The organism is Paenibacillus sp. S29, assembly GCF_049319765.1.
Classification (GTDB): domain Bacteria; phylum Bacillota; class Bacilli; order Paenibacillales; family Paenibacillaceae; genus Paenibacillus; species Paenibacillus polymyxa_B.
This window is the reverse complement of the sequence record NZ_JBMOUI010000008.1, coordinates 1-22,928: the sequence shown is the minus strand read 5'-3', so window position 1 is coordinate 22,928 and position 22,928 is coordinate 1. Positions and strand designations below refer to the sequence as shown.

Below are 22,928 nucleotides of genomic sequence, written 5' to 3'. Positions count from 1 at the left end.
GGAAGGAGTATGCATCATGTCGTATCCGAAGCAGCACATTTTATTTGATCTTGATGACACCTTAGTCCACTGCAACAAGTATTTTGACCTTATCCTCAACCACTTTTTCGATTTGCTTCAGGAATGGTTTGCAACTCATAACCTAACGAAAAATACGATTCGTGAAAAACAAATCGAAATTGATGTGGCTGGAGTTCATCAGGTGGGCTTTGCCAGCGAGCATTTCCCACAATCTCTGATAGATACGTACCAATTTTTCTCGGAACAATTCGGACGCCGTCTCGATTCACGGGAAGAGCAGGAGCTTCGCTCTCTTGGCCGAAGTGTATACGAACAGGAAATCGAACCGTATCCAGGCATGGTCGAAACGCTGAACTCCCTCCAAAAAGCAGGGCATTCCCTTCATCTTTATACTGGTGGTGAGCAGATCATTCAAGAAAGAAAGATTGAACAAATGAAACTGGCTACCTACTTTGATGATCGCATCTACATTCGTCAGCATAAAAATGTCGAAGCACTGGAAGAAATCATCCAGATGAATCGCTTGGACCGAAGCATCACCTGGATGATCGGGAATTCTCTACGCACTGATGTATCTCCAGCCCTTGCTGCAGGTATTCATGCTGTCTATCTCAAGCAGCCTAAGGAATGGATTTACAATATGGTTGAATTGCAAAAAAACGTGAACTCCGTGATGTATACGATACAGAAGCTGACGGAAGTACCACGGGTTATCCACGAAAGCATACAATTACATCAACAAAAAAGGACCCTCGGATAGGGTCCCTTTTTTGTATTTAAATTGTTATTCAACCTTTGATTCAGCCAAAATAGTGGTCTAAACCCTGTCTCAGGATTCCTCTCGAACGCTAAGTTGTCCTGTACCTGGTTCATTCAGAATAATTCGCGCTTTGACGGTCGATCCATCTTTACGCTTAAAAGACAACAATTGCGTCTGTCCCTTTGTCAACAGAGACTTGAGCATCGTTTCGGTAATCTGCTTGCCAGCATATTCCTTCCAGACGACAAAACCACAGCCCTGCTTGTAGTGGCTGCACCCATACCCTTTACGCCCTTCAATAATGCTTCCGCCACAATTAGAGCATGGGCAGCTACCCAAAGCTTGCCTTTGGCTCACTGAAATGCCTGAGGGTCCGTCGGAAGAGCTACGTGCAACGGAACCTGCTGTTCCCGCAGCACGACTTGGTGGTGGTGCTGCTTGCTCCAGCGTTGCGCTTCCAGCGTTACCACCGCGTCCTGATGTAGCACGCCCCACCCCCTTGGCGGCGGTGCGTCCACTCGCACGTGCGCTACGTGCGCCTTCTTTTCCAGCCGCACGCTTCCCCCTTGCTTCCTCGCCAAAGGCATCTGCCGGAGCCGGTGGCTGCTGCCTCACCTTGTCAATGATGGACAACGTAAATCTTTTAACGTTATCCATAAATTTCTCCTGAGCCGCCTCACCCTTGGAAATTTGATGTAGACGACGTTCCCATTGACCTGTCATCTCCGGCGAGGCTAATAGATCAACCCCGGCATGACGGATCAGATCAATAGCCATCTTTCCCTTTTCCGTAATAAGAATCTTTTTGCCCTTCATTTCAATATAGCCAACCTTTTTCAATCGTTCAATTGTGGCAGCCCGTGTGGCAGGTGTGCCTAAGCCGGCATCCTTCATGACCTCACGTAATTCCTCATTCTCCATCTGTTTGCCTGCGCTTTCCATCGCCTTAAGCAATGTACCCTCCGTGTAGCTTTTGGGGGGCTGAGTTGCCTTTTCTTTCATCTCAGCACGAACACACTCCACCGGACGTCCCGCATCAATCTCAAACTTCTTGTCCGTCCACTCGTCCGTTTCCTCTTCATCCTCTTTTTTCGATGATTTGCTCTTTTTACCTTTATCCTGGTCAACCTTACTTAAAACCACTTTCCATCCCAAGGAAAGAAGCTCTTTGATATTTGTTTTAAACAGATGCTTGTCCACTTGCGTCATTACGGTATGCATTTTATATTCAGCAGGCGGAAAAAAATGCGACAAAAACCTACGAATAACCAGGTCATATACATTTTGCTCCTCCTTGCTTAGCGTACCTGGTCTTTTTAACGTTGGCAGAATAGCATGGTGATCCTCAACACGAGATGGATTGCAGACCGATTTATTCTGTTTATGGACCAAGTTGGGGTTGGCTTGTTGTACCAGATCAGCATAAGGACCTGTCCCCAGCATCCGTAGCGCCTTGTGCATGCCGTCTATATTTTGCTCTGTCACATAGTTAGAATTGGTACGCGGATAAGAAATGACCTTGTGACGCTCATAAAGCGCTTGTGCCACATCTAGTGTTTTTTTGGCCGAATAACCGTACTTGGCATTCGCCTCGCGTTGAAGCAGCGTTAAATCGTACAATTTAAAAGGATACTCTTTTGTCTGCTTCGTGTCATATTTGGTGATTTTACCCGTTTTTCCGCGAACGGTTGCAGCGATCTCCTCAGCTTCCTCTGGCTTCGTCAGCCTATCCCCCTGCCACGCACCTTTGTACTTGATCTGATCTTGCTTAAATTCAGCCCACACATCATAGAAGGTTTGAGACTGAAATGCCTCAATTTCCTTTTCCCGGTCATGAATCAGTGCCAGCACGGGAGTCTGCACCCGTCCTACTGACAGCAGTGTATTATGACGTGTTGTGAACGCTCTGGAAGCATTCATTCCGATCAGCCAATCCGCTTCACTTCGTGCCCTTGCAGCTTGAGTCAGAAATTCAAACTCTGAAGCATCTCGCAATCGTTCAAAGCCTGTCGCAATACTCTCCGCTGTCAAATCTGAAATCCACAGTCGCTTAACTGGCTGATGCAACTTCAATTGCTGTTGAATCAACGCAAAAATATATTGCCCTTCCCGTCCAGCATCACAAGCATTTACGATGGCATTGCAGCGTTTAGCCAGTTCACCAATTATTTTCAGCTGATCCTTTGTTTTCGGATTCGGTACAATTTTGAACTGCTCAGGGATAATAGGAAGATCCTTTATATTCCATCGTTTGTACTTAGCATCGTATGCATCCGGCTCAGCCAAACCCAGCAAATGTCCGATCGCCCAGGTTACAATGTATTTCTCCCCTTCCAAATAGGTACGGTTATTTTTCGCCCGCGGCTCCATAACGGCGGCAATCGTCCGTCCCATATCTGGTTTCTCAGCAATAATCAACGTCTTCATTCATACTCCATTCCTTCCTGACGGCCTTCTGTTTCTCCTCCATGAATCATACATATACATGGAATGTTAATGAAAACACAGGTATCCCGGCCTCATGCAAAAGGAGCCTTCTCCCGACGAAAGCTCCTTTGTAAATTCATTTAGTCAAACGCTTCAACAATATACGTGTATTATACCATAGATACCATGGTTCTCTCAGGTCATGATTTTATACAGTCAACAAAAGTTATGTATATGTTAATTTATATTACACAAAAATCGGCTTTTATCTAATTTTCTTGTGAAATAATCCTTTTTTCTATAAAAAAATCTACACTAAACACCCCTTTTTATGTTATGATCAATTTAGATAAGAAATATATGGTGATACGATTAAATTTAAGTTATATTATATAACATATATTTCACAATGTTTCACAGCTCAATAATCAATTATTCATTTTTCGCTTCTGGCAGACTCAGCTTGAAATACAATAAAGCCCCATCCGAAGATGGAGCTTTGACTGATCCGTAACATGAAATTTATAATTACACCAAAACGGTAGCGCCCATGAGGTATTTATCAACTTCTCGTGCAGCTTCTCGACCTTCATTAATAGCCCACACGACAAGACTTTGTCCGCGACGCATATCACCTGCAGCAAAAACCTTATCCACATTAGTAACATATTTTCCATAACGTGCTTTAACGTTGGAACGACGATCCGTCTCCAAACCGATTTGCTCTACAATCGTTTGCTCAGGACCATCAAATCCAATGGCAATAAGAGCGATTTGTGCAGGGAATACGCGCTCCGTACCTGGAATCGGTTGATAGATTTTGCGCCCTGTTTCATCAACAATCCGTTGAATTTGAATGGTGTGCAGCTCTTTCAGATTACCGTTCTCATCACCTACAAATTTGGTCGTCATGATGGAGAACTCACGTGGATCTTCTCCGAACAACGCCTTAGCTTCTTCCTGTGCATAATCGAGAGAATACACATTTGGAAATTGTGGCCAAGGATTGGCAATCGGGTCACGCTCCATAGGCGCTTTGGTGTGTGTGCCAAATTGAGTGACACTCCGACAACCATGACGCAAAGAAGTAGCTACACAGTCCGAACCCGTATCACCGCCACCGATTACAATAACGTCCTTACCTTGGGAAGACAAATAGTTGCCATCTTCCAGATTGGAGTCCAAGTAACTTTTGATGGTACCATTCAGATAATCCATCGCATAATGAACACCCTTCAAATCGCTACCTTCAATATTGAATTCTCTTGGCTTCGTAGAACCACCGCATAGGACAACAGCATCATATTCAGCAATTAACTGATCGGTAGGGATATCTTTACCGATTTCCGTATTTGTGATGAATTGAATACCTTCAGCCTCCAGCAAGTCCACACGCCGCTGAACAACCTTTTTATCCAATTTCATGGACGGTATGCCATACATCAATAATCCACCCACACGATCTGCACGCTCATACACAGTCACGCTGTGCCCTGCTTTGTTAAGCTGTGCAGCTGCAGCCAAACCTGCCGGACCCGAACCGACAACAGCCACTCGTTTGCCTGTACGCTTTTCTGGCGGATTAGGGACAACCCAGCCTTCCTCAAAACCCTTTTCGATAATAGCTTCCTCAATGGTTTTAATTGTAACAGACTGTCCGATCAGACCGACTGTACACGAACCTTCACATGGCGCAGGACAGACACGACCTGTAAATTCCGGGAAGTTATTCGTTTTGTGCAGCCGCTCTAGCGCTTCCTTCCACAAACCACGATATACGAGATTGTTCCATTCCGGAATGAGATTATGAACCGGGCAGCCTAAAGTTGCTCCCATGATATCCATCCCCGTATGACAATAAGGAGTTCCGCAGTCCATACAACGCGCCCCTTGGGTACGCAGCTCTTCTTCAGACATATGCTTATGGAATTCTTCCCAATCCTTTATACGCTCTGCCGGGTCCCGGTCTGTAGGAAGCTGTCGTGTGTATTCCATAAATCCAGTTGGTGTAGACATGTTACGTTCCCCCATCTCTTCGCTTATGAACCCCGATCATCCATTCAGAATTTAAGTCAAATTCGAATTTGTCTGTTGTATTATGAAAGGGTCTGTTCTCGTTGAATTTGATTTATTGTATCACAATACAGCGTAAAAGTAATGAAAACTTATGCAACTTTTTGCATCAACACCAAAAGGATTTTTTATATGGTTTATTAATTTTTCAAATGAGTGGGGTCGGCTACAGTCTATTCTTATTCCGTTTTCTCGTAAACAACAAAACGGTACTCATATGGATTTCTGTCATCCTTGATACCCGGAGTCTCACTAACTATATTCCAACCGTTCCAATCCAGCTCGGGGAACGTTGTGTCGCCTTCAAAAGTCTCCTCAATCCGAGTCACAATCAGCCGATCGGCATGTGGCCAAAACAGTGCATAAATTTCTGCTCCTCCAATGACCATTAGCTCCTCCTGCTTTGCTAATTGGAGCCCTTCTTCCAGTGAATGAATCACTTCCGCACCTTCCACCTGATAGCGCTGATCTCGAGTCAAGACGACGTTACGTCGGTTTGGCAGGCTTTTTCCTCCAAAGGATTCCCACGTCTTGCGCCCCATGAGTACCGTTTTATTAATCGTCTGCTCTTTGAAAAAGGCCATGTCTCTGGGAAGGCGCCAGGGAAGTTTGTTATCCCGGCCAATCACACCATTTTGTGCCATAGCCCATATCATTGAAATGCCCATTTTTCCACCTCCCCTAATCAGATGGCGACAGGCGCCTTAATCCCTGGATGATACTCGTAATTTTCAAAAGCAAAATCGTCATAGGTATAATCAAAGATCGAATCCGGTTTGCGCAGAATTTTTAACTGAGGCAACGGATAAGGATCACGTTCCAGCTGTGTATGCACTTGTTGCATATGATTTGAATAAATATGCACATCGCCACCTGACCAAATAAATTCGCCGGGCTCCAAACCACACTGCTGTGCAACCATATGCGTAAGCAATGCATAACTCGCGATATTGAACGGCAGCCCTAGAAAGGTATCCACAGAACGCATTGTTAGCATACAGGAAAGCTTTCCTCCAGCTACATAGAACTGAAATACAAAGTGACATGGCGGCAACTTCATGGATTCGATTTCTGCCACATTCCAAGCACTGACGATGTGTCGACGTGAGTCCGGATTGTTTTTAATAGCCTCTATGACATTCGCAATTTGATCAATATGTTGCCCGTCTGTTGTTTCCCACGAGCGCCATTGCGATCCATATACAGGCCCCAGATTCCCCTGCTCGTCCGCCCACTCATCCCAAATGGTAACTCCGTTCTCCTTGAGATAAGAAATGTTGGTATCTCCCCGCAAAAACCATAACAGCTCATGAATAACGGATTTCAAATGAACTCTTTTGGTGGTCACCAAGGGAAAGCCCTTGGCCAGATCAAAACGGAGTTGTCTTCCGAAAACAGATAGCGTCCCCGTTCCTGTACGATCCTCTTTTTTTACTCCATTCTCTAAAATATCCTCCAGCAGTTCCAAATAGTTGCGCACGTTATTCCTCTCCTTTGAGCATGAATAAAAACCTGGCATCGCCAGATTCTAATCTTTAAAATTCTTTTTCTGCACCAATATCTATATTTAGTTTATCATGTACGGTACTTCGTTGACCATGTACTGTGTGAATTTTCATAGTAGTCCTGAAAATCCTAAAGTTTGAAAAAAAAGAGACAAAGAGCGCAGATATAGCGCTCCTTGCCTCTCTTTGTCATGTATGAAAACCAAAAACGAGATAATGAAAAATGGTATTAGCGACGTGGTGCCAATGCATGGATCGGATGACCCAGCACGACTTCCGCTGCTTCCATAACGATTTCGCCCAATGTAGGGTGAGCATGAATAGTCAAGGAGATATCTTCGAGTGTAGCACCCATTTCAATCGCCAGACCCAGCTCAGCAATAAGGTTGGAAGCTTCCAGACCTACGATTTGCGTACCCAGTACCAGACCTGTGTCAGCGTCAGCTACGATTTTCACAAAACCTTCAGCAGCGTTCAGGGAAACCGCACGACCGTTTGCTCCATAAGAGAACTTGCCAACTTTGACATTGTAGCCTTTTTCTTTGGCTTCTGTCTCTGTGTAGCCTACGCTGGAGCATTCTGGATCTGTGAAAACGACAGCTGGCATACATTTGTAATCTACTACAGACGGCTCGCCTGCGATTGCTTCAGCAGCCACTTTACCTTCGTAAGAAGCTTTGTGTGCCAGAGCAAGACCAGCTACGATATCGCCGATTGCAAAGATGTGAGGAATGCTAGTACGTCCTTGGTGATCAACTTTCACCATTCCGCGCTCATCCAGTTCTACGCCGATCAGATCCAGACCCAGTTCACCGTCTGTGTTTGGACGACGTCCAACAGTTACAAGCAGATAATCAGCAGTTACTTCTTTGCTTTCGCCGTTAACGGAGAATTTCACCGTTACGTCTTTATCTGTTTGCTCTGCACTTTCCGCTTTAGCGCCAGTGAAGATTTCGATGCCAGTTTTCTTCATGCTTTTCGCAACGATCGAAGTCATATCTTTGTCGAAACCAGGAAGCACTGTATCCATACCTTCAATGATCGTTACTTTGGAACCGAATTTGGAGTACATTTGTCCAAGCTCTGCACCAATGTATCCACCACCGATTACGATCAGGCTTTTTGGAATTTCAGGCAGGTTCAATGCTTCTGTAGAAGACAGAATGCGTCCGCCAAATGGGAATGGTTTCAGTTCGATTGGACGGGAACCTGTTGCGATAATTGCATTTTTAAAACGGTAACGTGGTGATTCATGTTCGTTGAATACACGCGCTTCGTTTTCGTTGATGAACATGCACTCGCCATTGAAAACTTCAACTTTGTTGCCTTTGAGCAAGCCGCTTACGCCGCCTGTCATTTTTTTAACAACACCGTTTTTGAATTCTTGTGTTTTAGCGAAGTCCACTTTTACATTTTCAGCCGTAATACCGAAGGACTCGCCATGTTTAGCTGCTTCGTATTGGTGAGCTGCAGAGATCAAAGCTTTGGATGGAATACATCCACGGTTCAGACAGACACCGCCCAGCTCAGATTTGTCAACGATCAATACGCTTTGTCCCAATTGTGCGGCACGGATGGCAGCTACATAGCCGCCAGGACCCGCACCGATAACCAATGTGTCAATATCCAGAGAAGCGTCTCCTACTACCATTGATTACACCTCCATAACAAGCAGCTCAGGGTTAGCGAGCAGCTGTTTGATATAGTTCATGAAGTTTTGAGCAGTTGCACCGTCAATAATACGGTGGTCAAAGCTCAAGGAAAGAGCCATTACTGGAGCGGCTACAATTTCACCGTTTTTCACGACTGCTTTTTCACTGATGCGGCCAGTACCCAAAATCGCAACTTCAGGGAAGTTAATGATTGGAGTAAAGAACATACCGCCTGCAGAACCGATGTTAGTGATGGAAATTGTACTTCCTCTCATTTCGTTCGCAGCCAATTTTCCATCACGACCGCGCACAGCCAGATCACGAATGGAATCAGCAATCATCCAGATACTCTTACGATCAGCATCTTTGATAACAGGAACGATCAAGCCGTTGTCTGTATCTGTAGCGATACCGATGTTGTAGTATTTTTTGTAGACAATTTCGTTTGCTTCTTCGTCGATTGTGGCATTCAGAGCCGGGAATTGACGGGAAGCAGCAACCAAAGCTTTTACGATGAATGGCAGGTATGTTACTTTTGTGCCTTTCTTCTCAGCAATTGGTTTGATACGAGTACGGAAAGCAACCAGTTCAGTTACATCTACTTCATCCATAATCGTAACGTGCGGAGCCGTATAAGCCGATTTAACCATAGCATTGGAAATAGCCTTGCGGATACCTTTAAATGGTACGCGCTCTTCCTCAGCACGTGGATCTGCTGCTGGTGCGGATGCTGCCGCAGCTTTCGCTTCTTTCTTAGCAGGCTCTTGTGCTTTTGCAGCTTCTTTCGCTACTGGTGCAGCCGCTTGGCCTCCACCATTTTTGAAAGCTTCTACATCTTCTTTGGTGATTTTACCATTTTTGCCGGAGCCACTCACTTGAGCGATGTTTACACCTTGCTCACGAGCAAATTTGCGGACGCTAGGTGTAGCTAGTACATCTTTGTTAGAAGCAGCAGGAGTTGCAGCTGGTTTAGTGTTAGCTCCGCCTTGTGCAGCATCCTGTTCTTGTTTAGCAGCAGCTGGTGCTTCTTCTTGTTCAGGAAGTTCACCCTCTGCAGCGATTACAGCTACGACTTGACCTACGTTAAAGATGTCGCCGTCTTTGGCAAATACCTCTTGTACTGTGCCATTGACCGGACAAGGAACTTCAACTACAGCCTTATCGTTTTGTACTTCCATGATGATATCTTCATCTGTTACTTTGTCGCCAGGCTTGATGTGCATCTTGATGATTTCGCCTTCGTGAAGACCTTCACCCAGCTCTGGGAATTTATATTCAAATCTAGCTGTACCTGCAGCTCCGCTTTGTGCAGCAGCACTTGGCTCAGGGCTAGCAGCTGGTGCTTCTGGTGCTTCTTCTTGTTCAGGAAGTTCACCTTCTGCATCAATTACAGCTACGACTTGACCTACGTTAAAGATGTCACCGTCTTTGGCAAATACTTCTTGTACTGTACCATTAACCGGACAAGGAACTTCAACTACAGCCTTATCGTTTTGTACTTCCATGATGATATCTTCATCTGTTACTTTGTCGCCGGGCTTGATGTGCATCTTGATGATTTCGCCTTCGTGAAGACCTTCACCTAGCTCCGGGAATTTATATTCAAATTTAGCCACGTTTAAAACCTCCCAAATTTACGGTGTGCTTTAATTAAAATTCCAATACTTTATTAACCGCATCAATGATACGTGTTGGGGTTGGCAACCAAGTATCTTCAATTTGAGCAAAAGGATAAACGGTATCCGGGCCTGCTACACGCAGAACAGGTGCTTCCAGATGCAGGATTGCTTTTTCGTTAATTTGTGCAATAACTTCAGCAGCTACACCGGAGCTCTTTTGCGCTTCTTGAACCACGATAGCACGGTTGGTTTTTTGAATAGAAGCAACAACGGTATCAATGTCAATCGGACTAATGGTACGCAAATCAATGATTTCCACTTTGATACCTTTTGTTTTTTCCAGCTCATCAGCAGCTTTAACCGAAGTGTGCACCATCATACCGTAAGTAATGATCGTCACATCGGAACCTTCACGAACTACGTTAGCTTTGCCCAGTTCAACTGTGTAATCATTCTCAGGAACTTCAGCGCGGAATGCATGATACAAGTTCAAATGCTCCATGAAAAATACTGGATCATTGTCGCGAATAGACGCGATCATAAGACCTTTTGCATCGTAAGGGTTGGAAGGAACAACAACCTTGATACCAGGTGTTTGAGCCAGAAGACCTTCCAAGGAATCTGTATGCAGCTCGGCTGCCTTAACACCGCCACCAAAAGGTGTACGGAATACGATTGGAGAATTGTAACGTCCACCGGAACGGTAGCGCATACGGGATGCTTGAATTGCCATTTGATCGAGTGCTTCAAAGATAAAGCCTACGAACTGGATTTCAGCTACAGGGCGGAAGCCTTGGATACCCAGACCCACAGCAAGACCCCCGATTGCGGATTCCGCCAGCGGAGTATCGAATACACGTTCTTCGCCAAATTCTTTTTGCAGACCTTCTGTAGCGCGGAATACGCCACCTACATGACCTACGTCTTCACCGAAAAGCAGGACGTTAGGGTCGCGTTTCAACTCTACGCGCAGTGCGTCACGAATCGCTTCTTTCATGTTCATTTGTGCCATTTGCTTCATTTCCTCCTTAAACATTGACAGATCAATTTCAGTTCAGGTCAATCGAAAAGCAGACCGGATCGGGTTACCGCCCGGTCTCTTTCAAGTTCAATTATTTAAAATCAGCTTTTTGTTCTTCCAAGTGCTTAGGCGTTGTTTCGAACATGCTATCGATCAGCCCAGGAATTGTCATTTTCTCTGTTTTCTCGGCTTTTTTGATCTCTTCGTTCACTTTTGCCTTAGCTTCTTCTTTTACGCGAGCTGTATCTTCTTCAGTCCAAAGACCTTTTTTCTCAAGGTATTTCGCAAAGCGGGCAATTGGATCTTTCGCATTCCATTCGCCCTCTTCTTCTTTAGAACGATATTTTGTTGCATCATCAGAAAGGGAATGCGGACGGAAACGGTACGTTACGGCTTCAATCAAAGTAGCACCTTCACCATTACGTCCACGCTCTGCAGCTTCTTGAACGGCTTTAATAACTGCAAGCACGTCCATGCCATCAATTTTCACGCCTTTAATACCAGCAGCTACTGCTTTATGAGCAATCGAAAGAGCAGCCGTTTGTTTTGAAAATGGAGTCGTGATCGCGTAACCATTGTTTTGCACAAAGAAAATAACTGGCAACTTGTATACACCAGCATAGTTCAGGCCTTCGTAGAAATCACCTTCGGAAGAACCGCCGTCACCTGTATATGTAATGGCGACTTGTTTTTGCTTTTTCAGTTTGTAACCCATAGCAATACCCATAGCATGCAAAATTTGCGCGCCAATGATGATTTGCGGCATCAGTACATTAACACCGTCCGGCACTTGGCCGCCGTGTTGATGACCACGGGAATACAAGAAAGCTTGGTATAATGGCAGGCCATGCCAAACGATTTGCGGAATATCGCGGTAGCCTGGAGCAATAAAGTCTTCTTTTTGGAGCGCATATTCGCTACCAATCATGGTTGCTTCTTGTCCGGATACCGGAGCGTAGAAACCGAGACGTCCTTGACGACCTAAGTTAACGGCACGGTCATCCCAAGTACGTGTAAATACCATTCGATACATAATTTCTTTCAATTGATCATCTGTAAGTTTAGGCAACATATCTTTATTGATAATTTCACCATCCGGAGAAAGTACGGACAGCGCCTCAACTTCCTCTGTGTAAACTTCATAAGGAACCTTGCTCATTTTCTTCACCTCAACAAAAAAATTTGAATATCAAGTTCCGCTGTTATAGGATTATTATACACCTGTTATATCGCTCGCGTCAAAGATTTAGTTATTTTTTTTGAGTTTACCACATTTTTGTGTGTGTAACAGGGTATGTTTTTTACTATAACAGCTTAGTACATGATTGAAATTTTAAACATCTATTGCAATCAGGGTAATCTTAACTTATTGTGATCCCGAATGCAAAATAATACCCAAGAAAGGTGACGAAAAATGACGGATTCTCGGTATTTAAAACGAACCATCCTTAAAGACGAAGTAAACAGCCGCTTTCTTAGCGAGACCAGAACTCTCCGGATATATTTGCCGCCCGGCTATAATGAAATATTGAGCTACCCGGTCGTATACTGTCAGGACGGAGAAGAATTTTTCAATTTTGGCCGCATTGCAACTCACGCCAACCGCCTCATTCTAGATGAGGGCGTCGAACCCTTCATTATTGTAGGTGTGGAAGTGAATACCAAAATCAGAACTCAGGAGTACGCTCCCTTTGGCAATCGTTTTGAGGCGTATATCGCCTGTTTTGCAGAAGAGATTATTCCCTATGTGGAGCAAAAGTATCCTATAAGAAAAGATGCAGCGTCCCGCATTTTGGCGGGGGATTCACTGGGAGGCAGTGTGTCTCTGCATTTGGCTTTGATGTATCCTCAGCTGTTCAACCGCATTATCAGCCTCTCAGGTGCTTACTATGAAGCTTCGCAGGAAATCATCGCCCGTGAGAAAGATCTGTCTCATTTGCGGGTGTGGATGACGGTTGGCCTTCAGGAAGATGCATTTGAGAGTGATACTGGCATTTACAACTTTGTAGAGCTTAACCGTCAATGTGCAGATTTGCTGCGCGAACGGAACGCTGAAGTTTCTTACCGTGAAAAGGATGGCAAACATCTGTGGGGCTTTTGGCAAAACGAGTTGCCTGACGCGCTAATGTATTTTTTGGATCGCGCCTGAGTAAAAATTCTTCTATAGGGAATGGAGCATTGACCTACTAGGTCATTAAGCTCCTTCCTCATTTTTTAATGCAATTTGGTTGCGCTTTCAAAAAAGTATAACGGAAAACGGCAATTATTGCCGTCATCTGTCGTTCACATTATAGCTTTTCTTCTACGATCTTGTCCAGCAAGGCGTCGCACCCTGCGTCCATTAATCGATAGGTCTCTTCAAAATTCCCTGTAAAATATGGGTCGGGTACTTCTCTTAATTTTTCTTGAGGAAGCAAATCCATAAATTTTAGAATATCAGCCTCCGCTCCACCTGCAATCTTTCGCATGTTTCGTTCATTAGAGTCATCCATGCACACAATATAATCAAACGCGTCAAAATCACGGCCCGTTATTTGCCGCGCCTGTATGCCTTGTTCGCTGATTCCATGCAGTTTAAGTTGCTTTAGTGTTCCCTCATGCGGGGGATTTCCGATGTGCCAGTCGCCTGTCCCGGCCGAGTCCACCCCGATTTCTGCGCCCAATCCCCGTTCCTGCGCTTTATGTCTCAGTATTGCCTCCCCCATCGGAGAGCGGCAAATATTGCCCAAACACACAAACAAAACGTTAATCATTTCGTTCTCCTTCCTATTACACGTTACACTTCCTTTTTTTCTGTTTCATTGTAGCCATGTCCTCCAAAATTGTGCAAGCCATATTTAACGCGGTATACTTAAAAACGATGGTATATAAAGGATCGTATCAGAAAGAAGGGATGTTGATTATGACAAAAAAACGAGCGATTGTATTTTCAGGTGGTCGTCTTAATGAAGAAGATTTACATCAAATACAACCCGATGATTTTATTATAGGTGCAGATAAAGGTGCTCTTTTCCTGATCGAGCACGGTATTACACCACATATCTCTGTAGGAGATTTTGATTCGATCACACTAGAGGAAAAAGAAAAGGTAGAATCAGCAAGCCAACGTATGATTGCGTGCGATCCAGTACTTAAAGACTTAACAGATACTGAGCTTGCTTTGGAAATCGCTATGGACGAACAGGCAGATCATGTACTGCTGCTTGGTGTGACTGGCACCCGGATGGACCACACATTGGCTAATGTTCAAATATTGGTACGCGCAATGCAGCATCATATTAGCTGCGCTATTATGGACGCACATAATTATATTGAGCTCACCGGATCAACGCTTGAGATCCAGCCTATGGGTTATACATATACATCGCTGCTTCCTATGACTGCCGAAGTAACAGGCATACAACTGGAAGGATTTATGTATCCGCTACATAATGCCACCCTCAAAATGGGACAATCACGTGCTGTCAGTAATAAGCTAACGGCTCCAAAAGGTACGATTTCCATCAAAAGCGGTCTACTACTCGTTATTCAAAGCAAGGATTAATTATGACATTGTTGTAACCATTCTTTAAATTGTTTTTTCACTCAAAACCCTTGATTCATAAGGGTTTTTCCGTTTGTAGAGATCTATGAATCGATATATTTTTAACAAATTGTAATTTTTAATCGTTTTTTAATAATCACTGTGTAAGTCTTGTCCCTCAAGCATTTGAGAGTTCTTTTCCAACTATTAGGCGGCTTCAAAACTGTTATACTCAACGCTGTCAGTTAGTTAGCAACTCAGCAAAATATTGCACAAATCAATTTCTGGAGGTACTTACAACATGAATATGCAGAAAATCATAAAAAAGGTAATTATCGCAGGGGTCGCAGCCACTATCGGCTTTGGTACTTTTGCAATTGAGGGAACAAATACGGCACAGGCTGCCACTACTACTTCTGTTGGCCAAAAAGTAATTAACTACGGCGAAAAATATATGGGCACTCCCTATAAGTTTGGAGCTTCCACAAGCACGACGCGCAATTTTGACTGTTCTTCTTTCATGAAGCACATATTCAAGAAATACGGAGTGAATTTGCCGCGTACTTCTGTTCAACAGTCCAAAGTTGGACATGCCGTATCCAAGTCCAATTTGAAAAAAGGTGACTTAGTGTTCTTTTCAAGCGGTAGTCGTGCTACAGGACGGAACATTACCCACGTAGCAGTCTATATGGGCGGGGGTAAAATTCTACACACTTACGGCGGACCTGGCGTGACTATCTCCGATTTGAACTCTGGCAACTGGAAAAGAACATACATTAAAGCACGCCGCGTGCTGTAGTTTGAAACTCATTATGAAATATGCGAGCCGGGACGAAAAGTTCCGGCTTTTTTTATATGCCTTATGCTATTCTGATACGGTTGGTGTTCTGAGTGAATAGCCAATCCCACGTTCCGTACGGATCATTTTAAACTTATATCCTTTATCTACTTTAACCCTCAAATGTCTGATATAGACGTCTACTACGTTCGTATCAACGATATAATCATGTTTCCAAACATCCTTCAGAATTTGCTGTCTGCTACAAACTTGGTTAAGATGTATCGCCAGATGAAGCAAAAGATCAAATTCTTTCGGAGTTAATTCCAGCTTTTGCCCCCCTCTGCTCACCATTCTGCTTGCATTATCTATATGTAAATCACCCGCCTCGATTGCCCTTTTCACATCGCGTTCAATACCAAAAATCCGCAATAAATTAGCCACTCTAGCCTGAAAAACTCTAGGATAAAAGGGCAGAACGATCACGTCATGTGCTCCTTGTTCAAAGCAGGAAACAATATGGTCCTCCTCATCTGATGAAGTCATAACAAATAGCGGGACATGAGGATGGTATTGCTGCAATGTGCGAAGCAAGCCATGTGAATCCGTCGGTTCATCTTCTATATTGAGTAGTAACAAATCCACAGGATTATGGGCTACATAAGAGCTTGCATCTGTCGTATTGCTAACATGAACCACCTGATAACCTGCCTGCTCCAATGGATGAACAAATACGGGAGACGCTTCATTTACATCCACAAGTAAAATTAACGGGCTCATCTTTTCACCCACCTGGTTTGGACATAGCATTACATATTGGATACGAACAAGTTTGTTATAAGCCATTAAAGCATATTAATATTATTGTAACAAAAAAGCAGAAAATCATTCTCCAAAGAATGGCTTTCTGCTTTTATAGTTTAACCCAAATAGCGATGATACAGACTTCTTGCTTTTGCCACGTCCTTTGTCCCATGAATCAACGCTCTGCCATCTGCAAAAACAACCAAGCGATGCTCGCTTGTACTAAAGGAAACCAAAAACGGATTCCGCTCTACTTTTCCTTCTCCCAAAGAAGCAAATCTATCTGCTGTTTCTGCAAGATTCAGATGTGTTGGGTTTGCTGGTCTAATTTGAACGGTATCCCTACCGCACAAAACATCTGTCTTCTGCCGATGAGAGGCCGACAAATAGGGATACGTCGGTTGGCTGCCGCAAGAAGGACAGTTCTCCTTTTTAACGCTATCTACCACTATTGCTACATACTCATTTTTCCACAAATCAAACGAAAGCAGCTTTCCTCTCAAATCTTCTGGATATCCACCAAGAAGTTTGAAAGCTTCCGTAGTTTGGTTAGCCGTGACCATCTGTACGGCCTGCGGAATAATCCCGGCGGTATCACAGGTTTCTCCACCAAACGGTACAGTTCCCAGCAGACAGTGAAGACAAGGCGTTTGACCCGGTAAGATGGTATAGGTTACACCATAGCTGCCCACACATCCCCCATAAATCCAAGGTATCCGATGCTTGAGTGCCATGTCGTTCATAAGAAGTCGGGTATCGAAATTATCGGTTGCATCCATCATGAGATCTACCCCCTGGATCAACTCTTCCAGCTCTTCCACCCCAACATCCAGTACATGTCCATGTATAACCGTTTCCGAATTAATATCCTTTAATCTTCGCTGAGCAGCTACTGCTTTGGGATATCTTTGCGCAGCATCACTTTCCTGAAAAAGCTGCTGGCGCTGCAAATTGCTCCATTCCACATAATCCCGGTCTACGAGGCTCACTGTACCTACGCCCCCGCGAACGAGCGTTTCCGCAATACCTGTACCTAACGCTCCGGCACCTATGATTAGTACGTGGGAAGAAGCAAGCCGGCGTTGTCCTGTCGGTCCAAAGGGCGCGAATCTTTCCTGTCTGGAATAACGGTCACTTGGATGTGTTTCTCCTGCACCGGATTTGTCAGTTACCTTCATACCTGAACCATACCTTCTGTCGGACTGCTTGCTGAAGCGTAACGTTTTACAGGAATCATCCCCGCCTCAAAACCATACCTTCCAGCACGAACAGCCAGTTTCATGGCCTCGGCCATTTTTACTGGGTCCTTCGCTCCTGATACGGCTGTGTTCAACAAAACAGCATCTGCCCCTAACTGCATCGCCATTGCCGCGTCACCGGGTGAGCGAATACCCGCATCGACAATAACCGGAACCTCCGCCTGTTCAATAATTAGCCCTAAAGAAAACGGATTGAGCAAACCATGTCCTGTACCAATCGGTGAAGCTCCAGGCATAACGGCGTGTACTCCAAGCTCTTGTAGCCTCTTTGCTAGAATCACATCGTCCGATATGTAGGGCAGCACGATAAAGCCTTCTTCCAACAGCTTATCACTAGCTTTCAACGTTTCAAAAGGGTCAGGGAGCAGTGTCTTGCTATCCCCAATGACTTCCACCTTAATCATATCGCACAGGCCGGAGGCTTTTGCCAATTTGGCAATACGAATCGCCTCCTCTGCAGTTGTAGCCCCTGCTGTGTTGGGAAGAAGTGTATACCGGCTCAAATCCAGCATATCGAGAAAATGCTGCTTATCCCGTTCCTCCAAGTTCAATCTCCGTACAGCAAACGTCAATATTTCCGTCTCAGCAGCCTCTACGGCTTGGGATTGGATATCCAGATCAGAGAATTTTCCTGTTCCCAACAGCAACCTCGAGGTAAAAGATGCTTTTCCAATGGTTAACATAATCAACCGCCTCCCACAAAATGTACAATCTCTAGGCAATCTCCATCCTTCAGTACCGCTTCATCATGATCTTCACGGCTCAATATATGCCGGTTCAGCTCCACCACTACGGTTTTCACCTTTACATCAAGCTCATGTAGCAATTGATTCACATGAGTGATTCGATTAGAAAAGGTCATGCTCTGGCCGTTAATCGTCAGCTTCATAAGCTTTTCTCCTTGAGGAGCTCAGAAGAAAAACTACTTATCCCAAGTTCTGCTGCACCAGCTCCATTAAGCATAGCTGCCATCGCACGCCCGGTAGCATCACTCAGCAGGACACCGTTGCGATAATGCCCGACTGCAGCATATACGCCCTCGACCCCAGGAACAGTACCTATAAAAGGATGGCCTGATGCAGCCTGCGGACGTAAGCCCGCCCAAGCGCGTATAAAAGAAGCTTCACGGACGCGCGGCAGCCAAGCAGAGGCATGTGCCAGCAACCCCTCCAAGCCTCCTACGGTCACTTCTTCGTCATATTGATGCGGAAGGCTCGTTGCCCCAATCCAAAGCTCGTTATTCTGTTTAGGCACGAGGTAAATATCATCAGCATAAATGGTGTATTCTAATGGGTGATCCTTCAAGGAGACCGCTACCGCTTCGCCCTTGACCGGATAAAGTGGATATTCAAACCCAACCTGCGCCAGTAATTTCATGCTATCCAAGCCTCCAGCAATAATGACCTGATCGCAGGAAAAAAAGCCGCTATCTGTTCGGACACCGCAAACTCGACCATCTTGTATGACCAGTTGCTCTGCCCGTGTACCAGACCATACCGTTGCTCCCAGCACCGCAGCAGCACCTGCATAAGCACGACAAAGCTGGACAGGAGCCACTTGTGTCTCCTTTGAACGATATATTGCTCCGATCGCTTGTTCATCCAAACCTGGAATTCGTCGGGCCAATTCCCTCGCATCCCACCAGATAGGACAATCATTCTCTCGCGTTTTAGCAGCTTTCCAGCGTTTTTGGCCTTCGGTTTCCGTACGGAAAGGGGTCACAAATCCTTCTGTACGGAATTCCACCGAAATACCCGACAAACGCTCCAGATCACAGACAAGCTCAGGGAATGCATCTCGACTTCTGCGAGCAAATCGTGCCAGCTCAGAGTCGGTGAACTCTTCACTTTCCGCTGCCAGCATTCCAACTGCTGCTCCTGAGGCTCCCTCACCTGGGATCAATCGTTCCAGCATGATCGTACTTCTTCCCTCCTTGGCCACATGATAAGCAATGGAACTGCCGATGACACCTCCACCTATGACCAAGCATTCAGCATGTCCTATCGCTCTTGCCTCTGTGTGTATCTTTAGCATTTGTTCCGTGTCTCCTCTCCATAAACCATTCTGCTTTCAGCTTGCCTCTACTCTCGTTTTCTCGCTACAGGCTGTGAACTACAAGATCTGCCATTCGCCTATATTCCATCGCAGCTGCAACGGGCGACTCAGCCTCCCATATACCAGACATCACCGCAATTCCGCTTGCTCCGGCCATATAAAGCTCCGGGATATGGTGCGGTTGTATGCCGCCCAGCGCGATCACCGGAATGTTCAACAGCCTGCAAATATGTTCAAGCTGAGCTAAACCCCGCGGTACAATACCAGGCTTACAATGGGTCTCATATACGTGACCATAAAGTACATAGTCTGCTCCTGCCTGCTCGGCAGTCTGCGCCTCCTCCAAGGAATGCACAGACACTCCACAGCGTATACTCTTTGAAAGTAGGCTTTTCACATCCACAACAGGTAATCCATTAGCTGGTAGCTGGACGGCTCCAACCAAAGTAAGTAAAGCTACATCCACACGATCATTTACTACAATTTGTTGCAAAGGAACTTCCTGCTCCACCATGCTGCGAGTCAAAGAAAGCAAGGCAGAGGCACCATTCTGTTTTAAACGTGCGTGTACATAATGAACATACGGACAAATCATAGCAGCCACTCGGGCGGCTTGTGCAAAAGTGCCCTTTTCCATCGAAATTGCGTGTAATTCGATTTTGTCTTCACCTCACATTGGATTAAAGGATCTAAGCTTAGCAGCCACGTCTACCAGCAGTAATGAAAGGGGATTGTATGTGAATCCGTCTACGGAAGCTCGAACAACTTAAAATGAACGAAACGCAAAAAAAACCACTTCCCCAAGGAAGTGGTTTAACGAACGTCCAATAATCGAACGGACCATGATATCCGTATACGTGTATCGTCCCACGCACAAACAAAATAAAGATGGTGTTGCCTTGTTTGTACGGCGCTCACTTCCCTACGCTGGCATAACCCAGATCAGGTGCAAAGGGTCCGAAATCCATTTATTCCGTCTCAGCCGCATGGGCGGCTCCCCTAGTGTGACTATTTTATTGTATAAGCTAAAGATAGCTTAGCATATTTTCCTAATTCTGCAAACCCCACTTCGTGTGAAATATGCAGAACTGGATTTAACTGATTTTAGTTAACTTTACTTGACCACTCTTCCACATTCCACGTTTTGGTTACCCAATCCTCGTAAAAGTCCGGTTCGTGAGATACAAGCAATACGGTCCCTTTGTATTCCTTCAAGGCACGTTTCAGCTCATCCTTTGCTTTAACATCCAAGTGGTTGGTAGGCTCATCGAACAATACCCAGTTGCTTTCACGCATTAACAGTTTGCAGAGACGGACTTTAGCCTGTTCTCCACCACTAAGCGCAGATAGCGGACGTGTGATATGCTCATTTTTCAAACCGCAGCGCGCCAAATGCGCTCGTACTTCATGCTGGTTCAAATGCGGAAATTCATTCCACACATCGTCAATCGGTGTAATTTTCTCTGCCTTTACTTCCTGCTCAAAATAAGCGGGCTGCAAAAAATCACCTTGATAGGTTTTTCCACTGATTGGCGGAATTTTTCCCAATATGGTTTTGAGCAATGTCGATTTACCGACACCGTTGTAGCCGACAATTGCAATTTTTTCGCCACGTTCAATCGTCATGGACATCTTAGGCAAAAGGGCATGTGTATAACCAATCTCAAAATCAATACCCTCAAATACCGTCTTTCCGCTTGCACGTGCCTCTTTGAATTGAAAGGTTGGTTTTGCGGCTTCTTCAGGCTTATCAATACGTTCGATCCGATCAAGCTGCTTTTCACGGCTCTTTGCTCGGCCTGAGGTAGAAGCACGCGCTTTATTACGCTGAATAAAATCTTCCTGTTTCTTAATAAAGTCCTGTTGCTTCTCATAAGCATCAATATGCTGAGCTTTGTTCAGATCCGCCATTTCAAGAAACTTTTCATAGTTAGCTGAATAACGGGTCATCTTGGCAAACTCAAGATGGTAAATAACATTAACGACCTGATTCATAAATTCAGTATCATGTGAAATAAGAATAAAAGCATAGGGATAATCCTTCAAATAGCGCGTAAGCCATTCAATATGCTCTACATCCAAATAGTTGGTAGGCTCATCCAACAGCAGGACATTCGGCTTTTCCAACAGCAACTTGGCAAGAAGCACTTTTGTTCGTTGCCCGCCGCTAAGTGCAGATACATCCCGATCCAGTCCTATGGCCGACAGACCTAGTCCATTCGCCATTTCTTCAACCTTCACATCAATGAGGTAAAAATCCCCCATATCCAGTTGCTCCTGAATTTCACCCATCTGTTCCAGCAACACTTCCAACTCTTCAGGAGAAGCATCCCCCATTTTGTCAGTAATCTGCATCATTTCCTTTTCCAATTCCAACAAAGGAAGAAAAGCGTCTTTTAATACATCACGTACCGTTTTGCCCGGTGTCAGCTTGGTGTGCTGATCCAGATAACCGTAACGTACACGTGGAGTCCATTCCACTTTACCCTCATCCTTAAGCAATTTTCCAGTGAGAATGTTCATGAGTGTCGATTTACCAACACCGTTAGCTCCTACCAAACCTACACGTTCCCCCGCAAGCAATCGAAAGGAAACATTTTTAAATAATGCGCGGTCCCCAAAGTTGTGGGATACATTTTCTACAGTCAATAAACTCATAAGCTGTTTTTGGCTCCTTATTGTCATCGGCGCTGCCGACTGTTCTTATTTCATATGCATTTCGTTTCTTTCAAAGCTTTATTGTAGCACATTCTACAACCATATCGGAATATTGAAAACAGTGAATTTTAAGGTTTTTTGGTATGGATCTGCCTAAAAAAACAAAAACCACCCATGAGGGTGAAGTGCACCCCTTAGAATGGACATTGGAATAAACCCCTGGTTTATCCGATGAAATCTAGGGGGTGCATTTTTTATGCCAGCGAAAAAAGGAACAAAGTTTAACGAATATACGTTTGAAACCAAGGTAGAGGCCATACGGCTCCATATCAAAGAAGGTTGGACATATCGTAGGCTCATGGAGAAGTTTGGGATCGCAGATCGACATCGATTAAAAGAATGGATGCGCAAATACAAGCAGCTCGGTGAATTCGGACTGATGGACCAGCGAGGACGACGGAAGGAATATATGGACCAGGACAGGTACGTCCAAAAGTTAAAACGGGAAAATGATATGCTAAAAAAGTGTTTGGAAATCTGGATGCAGGAGATGAGGAGCACAAGTATGTAACGATTGAGAAGGCCGCTAAAGAGTATCCAGTTAGCGAACTCTGTAAGCTGTTTAAGGTCTCTAGAAGTGGATATTACTCCTTCTTAAAACGGAGAGGAACTGATCGGGATCAGGACGCGAAAGCTCTTGTGAAGAAAGTGTATGAGCAGTATAACGGAGTCTACGGCTATCGCCAAATTCAACTATTTTTGCAGCACGATCA

At 44.8% G+C, this 22,928-nt stretch carries 21 protein-coding genes, 1 pseudogene and 1 riboswitch; of the genes and pseudogenes, 6 read left to right on the top strand and 16 right to left on the bottom strand.

Annotation, left to right across the window (positions count from 1 at the left end; translation table 11 throughout):
* Positions 1-16: 16 nt before the first annotated feature.
* Complete coding sequence (locus ACL9RM_RS14960) at positions 17-781, top strand: HAD family hydrolase (protein ID WP_029517450.1); 765 nt, start codon at positions 17-19, stop codon at positions 779-781.
* Between the two features lie 69 nt (positions 782-850).
* On the opposite strand, the gene ACL9RM_RS14955 is transcribed toward ACL9RM_RS14960, so the two are convergent.
* The 8 genes from ACL9RM_RS14955 to pdhA form a co-directional block, all read right to left on the bottom strand.
* On the bottom strand, positions 851-3,208 hold the full coding sequence (locus tag ACL9RM_RS14955; RefSeq protein ID WP_250268497.1) for a type IA DNA topoisomerase: 2,358 nt from the start codon (positions 3,206-3,208) through the stop codon (positions 851-853).
* Between the two features lie 528 nt (positions 3,209-3,736).
* Positions 3,737-5,224, bottom strand: coding sequence for a glutamate synthase subunit beta (locus tag ACL9RM_RS14950; RefSeq protein WP_061831490.1), 1,488 nt, complete (start codon positions 5,222-5,224; stop codon positions 3,737-3,739).
* A gap of 236 nt (positions 5,225-5,460) precedes the next feature.
* Entirely contained in the window at positions 5,461-5,949 is a 489-nt protein-coding gene (locus ACL9RM_RS14945; protein WP_250268498.1) for a dihydrofolate reductase, read from the bottom strand.
* Positions 5,950-5,966: 17 nt separating this feature from the next.
* Positions 5,967-6,761, bottom strand: a complete 795-nt coding sequence (gene thyA / locus ACL9RM_RS14940) for a thymidylate synthase (protein WP_013310507.1) — start codon at positions 6,759-6,761, stop codon at positions 5,967-5,969.
* A gap of 254 nt (positions 6,762-7,015) precedes the next feature.
* Positions 7,016-8,437: a dihydrolipoyl dehydrogenase gene (gene lpdA, locus ACL9RM_RS14935; protein ID WP_061831492.1), complete on the bottom strand. Its 1,422-nt coding sequence runs from the start codon at positions 8,435-8,437 to the stop codon at positions 7,016-7,018.
* 3 nt (positions 8,438-8,440) lie between these two features.
* On the bottom strand, positions 8,441-10,054 hold the full coding sequence (locus ACL9RM_RS14930; RefSeq protein WP_165177008.1) for a 2-oxo acid dehydrogenase subunit E2: 1,614 nt from the start codon (positions 10,052-10,054) through the stop codon (positions 8,441-8,443).
* A gap of 34 nt (positions 10,055-10,088) precedes the next feature.
* Entirely contained in the window at positions 10,089-11,069 is a 981-nt protein-coding gene (locus tag ACL9RM_RS14925; protein WP_039271308.1) for an alpha-ketoacid dehydrogenase subunit beta, read from the bottom strand.
* 100 nt (positions 11,070-11,169) lie between these two features.
* Positions 11,170-12,237, bottom strand: a complete 1,068-nt coding sequence (gene pdhA / locus ACL9RM_RS14920) for a pyruvate dehydrogenase (acetyl-transferring) E1 component subunit alpha (protein ID WP_013310511.1) — start codon at positions 12,235-12,237, stop codon at positions 11,170-11,172.
* Positions 12,238-12,492: 255 nt separating this feature from the next.
* Between pdhA and ACL9RM_RS14915 the strand changes: the two genes are divergently transcribed.
* On the top strand, positions 12,493-13,227 hold the full coding sequence (locus ACL9RM_RS14915; RefSeq protein WP_250268499.1) for an alpha/beta hydrolase: 735 nt from the start codon (positions 12,493-12,495) through the stop codon (positions 13,225-13,227).
* 139 nt (positions 13,228-13,366) lie between these two features.
* On the opposite strand, the gene ACL9RM_RS14910 is transcribed toward ACL9RM_RS14915, so the two are convergent.
* On the bottom strand, positions 13,367-13,831 hold the full coding sequence (locus ACL9RM_RS14910; protein ID WP_029517442.1) for a low molecular weight protein-tyrosine-phosphatase: 465 nt from the start codon (positions 13,829-13,831) through the stop codon (positions 13,367-13,369).
* Between the two features lie 149 nt (positions 13,832-13,980).
* Between ACL9RM_RS14910 and ACL9RM_RS14905 the strand changes: the two genes are divergently transcribed.
* Both ACL9RM_RS14905 and ACL9RM_RS14900 read left to right on the top strand, forming a co-directional pair.
* Positions 13,981-14,622 carry a thiamine diphosphokinase gene (locus ACL9RM_RS14905; protein WP_165177014.1) on the top strand — a complete coding sequence of 214 codons (642 nt, stop codon included), beginning with the start codon at positions 13,981-13,983 and terminating at the stop codon, positions 14,620-14,622.
* 280 nt (positions 14,623-14,902) lie between these two features.
* A complete protein-coding gene (locus ACL9RM_RS14900) occupies positions 14,903-15,400 on the top strand; it encodes a C40 family peptidase (protein ID WP_069011717.1) in 498 nt (165 codons plus the stop codon).
* A 66-nt stretch (positions 15,401-15,466) separates the two neighbouring features.
* Here ACL9RM_RS14900 and ACL9RM_RS14895 read toward each other — a convergent pair whose 3' ends face one another.
* From ACL9RM_RS14895 to ACL9RM_RS14865, 7 genes are all read right to left on the bottom strand, one after another.
* Positions 15,467-16,159: a response regulator transcription factor gene (locus tag ACL9RM_RS14895; RefSeq protein ID WP_250268500.1), complete on the bottom strand. Its 693-nt coding sequence runs from the start codon at positions 16,157-16,159 to the stop codon at positions 15,467-15,469.
* A gap of 140 nt (positions 16,160-16,299) precedes the next feature.
* On the bottom strand, positions 16,300-17,361 hold the full coding sequence (locus ACL9RM_RS14890) for a ThiF family adenylyltransferase (RefSeq protein ID WP_250268501.1): 1,062 nt from the start codon (positions 17,359-17,361) through the stop codon (positions 16,300-16,302).
* Complete coding sequence (locus ACL9RM_RS14885) at positions 17,358-18,125, bottom strand: thiazole synthase (RefSeq protein WP_250261205.1); 768 nt, start codon at positions 18,123-18,125, stop codon at positions 17,358-17,360. The genes ACL9RM_RS14890 and ACL9RM_RS14885 overlap by 4 nt, the downstream gene beginning before the upstream one ends.
* Positions 18,126-18,127: 2 nt before the next feature.
* Positions 18,128-18,331: a sulfur carrier protein ThiS gene (thiS, locus tag ACL9RM_RS14880; protein ID WP_061831499.1), complete on the bottom strand. Its 204-nt coding sequence runs from the start codon at positions 18,329-18,331 to the stop codon at positions 18,128-18,130.
* Complete coding sequence (gene thiO, locus ACL9RM_RS14875) at positions 18,328-19,476, bottom strand: glycine oxidase ThiO (protein ID WP_250268502.1); 1,149 nt, start codon at positions 19,474-19,476, stop codon at positions 18,328-18,330. Before thiO ends, thiS begins: the two co-directional genes overlap by 4 nt.
* Positions 19,477-19,540: 64 nt before the next feature.
* Positions 19,541-20,134 (bottom strand): thiamine phosphate synthase, encoded by a 594-nt coding sequence (locus tag ACL9RM_RS14870; RefSeq protein ID WP_250268503.1) that lies wholly within the window; start codon positions 20,132-20,134, stop codon positions 19,541-19,543.
* A 265-nt stretch (positions 20,135-20,399) separates the two neighbouring features.
* Positions 20,400-20,508, bottom strand: a riboswitch (TPP riboswitch).
* Positions 20,509-20,601: 93 nt separating this feature from the next.
* Positions 20,602-22,155, bottom strand: a complete 1,554-nt coding sequence (locus tag ACL9RM_RS14865) for an ABC-F family ATP-binding cassette domain-containing protein (RefSeq protein ID WP_023988981.1) — start codon at positions 22,153-22,155, stop codon at positions 20,602-20,604.
* Between the two features lie 256 nt (positions 22,156-22,411).
* Between ACL9RM_RS14865 and ACL9RM_RS14860 the strand changes: the two genes are divergently transcribed.
* Together ACL9RM_RS14860 and ACL9RM_RS14855 are read left to right on the top strand one after the other, a co-directional pair.
* On the top strand, positions 22,412-22,726 hold the full coding sequence (locus ACL9RM_RS14860) for a helix-turn-helix domain-containing protein (RefSeq protein WP_250266834.1): 315 nt from the start codon (positions 22,412-22,414) through the stop codon (positions 22,724-22,726).
* Positions 22,681-22,928 (top strand): annotated as a pseudogene (locus ACL9RM_RS14855) (IS3 family transposase); the annotation flags it as partial. The gene ACL9RM_RS14860 and the pseudogene ACL9RM_RS14855, both read left to right, overlap by 46 nt.

Bases quoted from the DNA above. Each gene is read 5' to 3' on its own strand.
- ACL9RM_RS14960 (WP_029517450.1), top strand. From the start codon at position 17: ATGTCGTATCCGAAGCAGCACATTTTATTTGATCTTGATGACACCTTA.
- ACL9RM_RS14955 (WP_250268497.1), bottom strand. From the start codon at position 3,208: ATGAAGACGTTGATTATTGCTGAGAAACCAGATATGGGACGGACGATT.
- ACL9RM_RS14950 (WP_061831490.1), bottom strand. From the start codon at position 5,224: ATGTCTACACCAACTGGATTTATGGAATACACACGACAGCTTCCTACA.
- ACL9RM_RS14945 (WP_250268498.1), bottom strand. From the start codon at position 5,949: ATGGGCATTTCAATGATATGGGCTATGGCACAAAATGGTGTGATTGGC.
- lpdA (WP_061831492.1), bottom strand. From the start codon at position 8,437: ATGGTAGTAGGAGACGCTTCTCTGGATATTGACACATTGGTTATCGGT.
- ACL9RM_RS14925 (WP_039271308.1), bottom strand. From the start codon at position 11,069: ATGGCACAAATGAACATGAAAGAAGCGATTCGTGACGCACTGCGCGTA.
- pdhA (WP_013310511.1), bottom strand. From the start codon at position 12,237: ATGAGCAAGGTTCCTTATGAAGTTTACACAGAGGAAGTTGAGGCGCTG.
- ACL9RM_RS14915 (WP_250268499.1), top strand. From the start codon at position 12,493: ATGACGGATTCTCGGTATTTAAAACGAACCATCCTTAAAGACGAAGTA.
- ACL9RM_RS14910 (WP_029517442.1), bottom strand. From the start codon at position 13,831: ATGATTAACGTTTTGTTTGTGTGTTTGGGCAATATTTGCCGCTCTCCG.
- ACL9RM_RS14905 (WP_165177014.1), top strand. From the start codon at position 13,981: ATGACAAAAAAACGAGCGATTGTATTTTCAGGTGGTCGTCTTAATGAA.
- ACL9RM_RS14900 (WP_069011717.1), top strand. From the start codon at position 14,903: ATGAATATGCAGAAAATCATAAAAAAGGTAATTATCGCAGGGGTCGCA.
- ACL9RM_RS14895 (WP_250268500.1), bottom strand. From the start codon at position 16,159: ATGAGCCCGTTAATTTTACTTGTGGATGTAAATGAAGCGTCTCCCGTA.
- ACL9RM_RS14890 (WP_250268501.1), bottom strand. From the start codon at position 17,361: ATGAAGGTAACTGACAAATCCGGTGCAGGAGAAACACATCCAAGTGAC.
- ACL9RM_RS14885 (WP_250261205.1), bottom strand. From the start codon at position 18,125: ATGTTAACCATTGGAAAAGCATCTTTTACCTCGAGGTTGCTGTTGGGA.
- thiS (WP_061831499.1), bottom strand. From the start codon at position 18,331: ATGAAGCTGACGATTAACGGCCAGAGCATGACCTTTTCTAATCGAATC.
- thiO (WP_250268502.1), bottom strand. From the start codon at position 19,476: ATGCTAAAGATACACACAGAGGCAAGAGCGATAGGACATGCTGAATGC.
- ACL9RM_RS14870 (WP_250268503.1), bottom strand. From the start codon at position 20,134: ATGGAAAAGGGCACTTTTGCACAAGCCGCCCGAGTGGCTGCTATGATT.
- ACL9RM_RS14865 (WP_023988981.1), bottom strand. From the start codon at position 22,155: ATGAGTTTATTGACTGTAGAAAATGTATCCCACAACTTTGGGGACCGC.
- ACL9RM_RS14860 (WP_250266834.1), top strand. From the start codon at position 22,412: ATGCCAGCGAAAAAAGGAACAAAGTTTAACGAATATACGTTTGAAACC.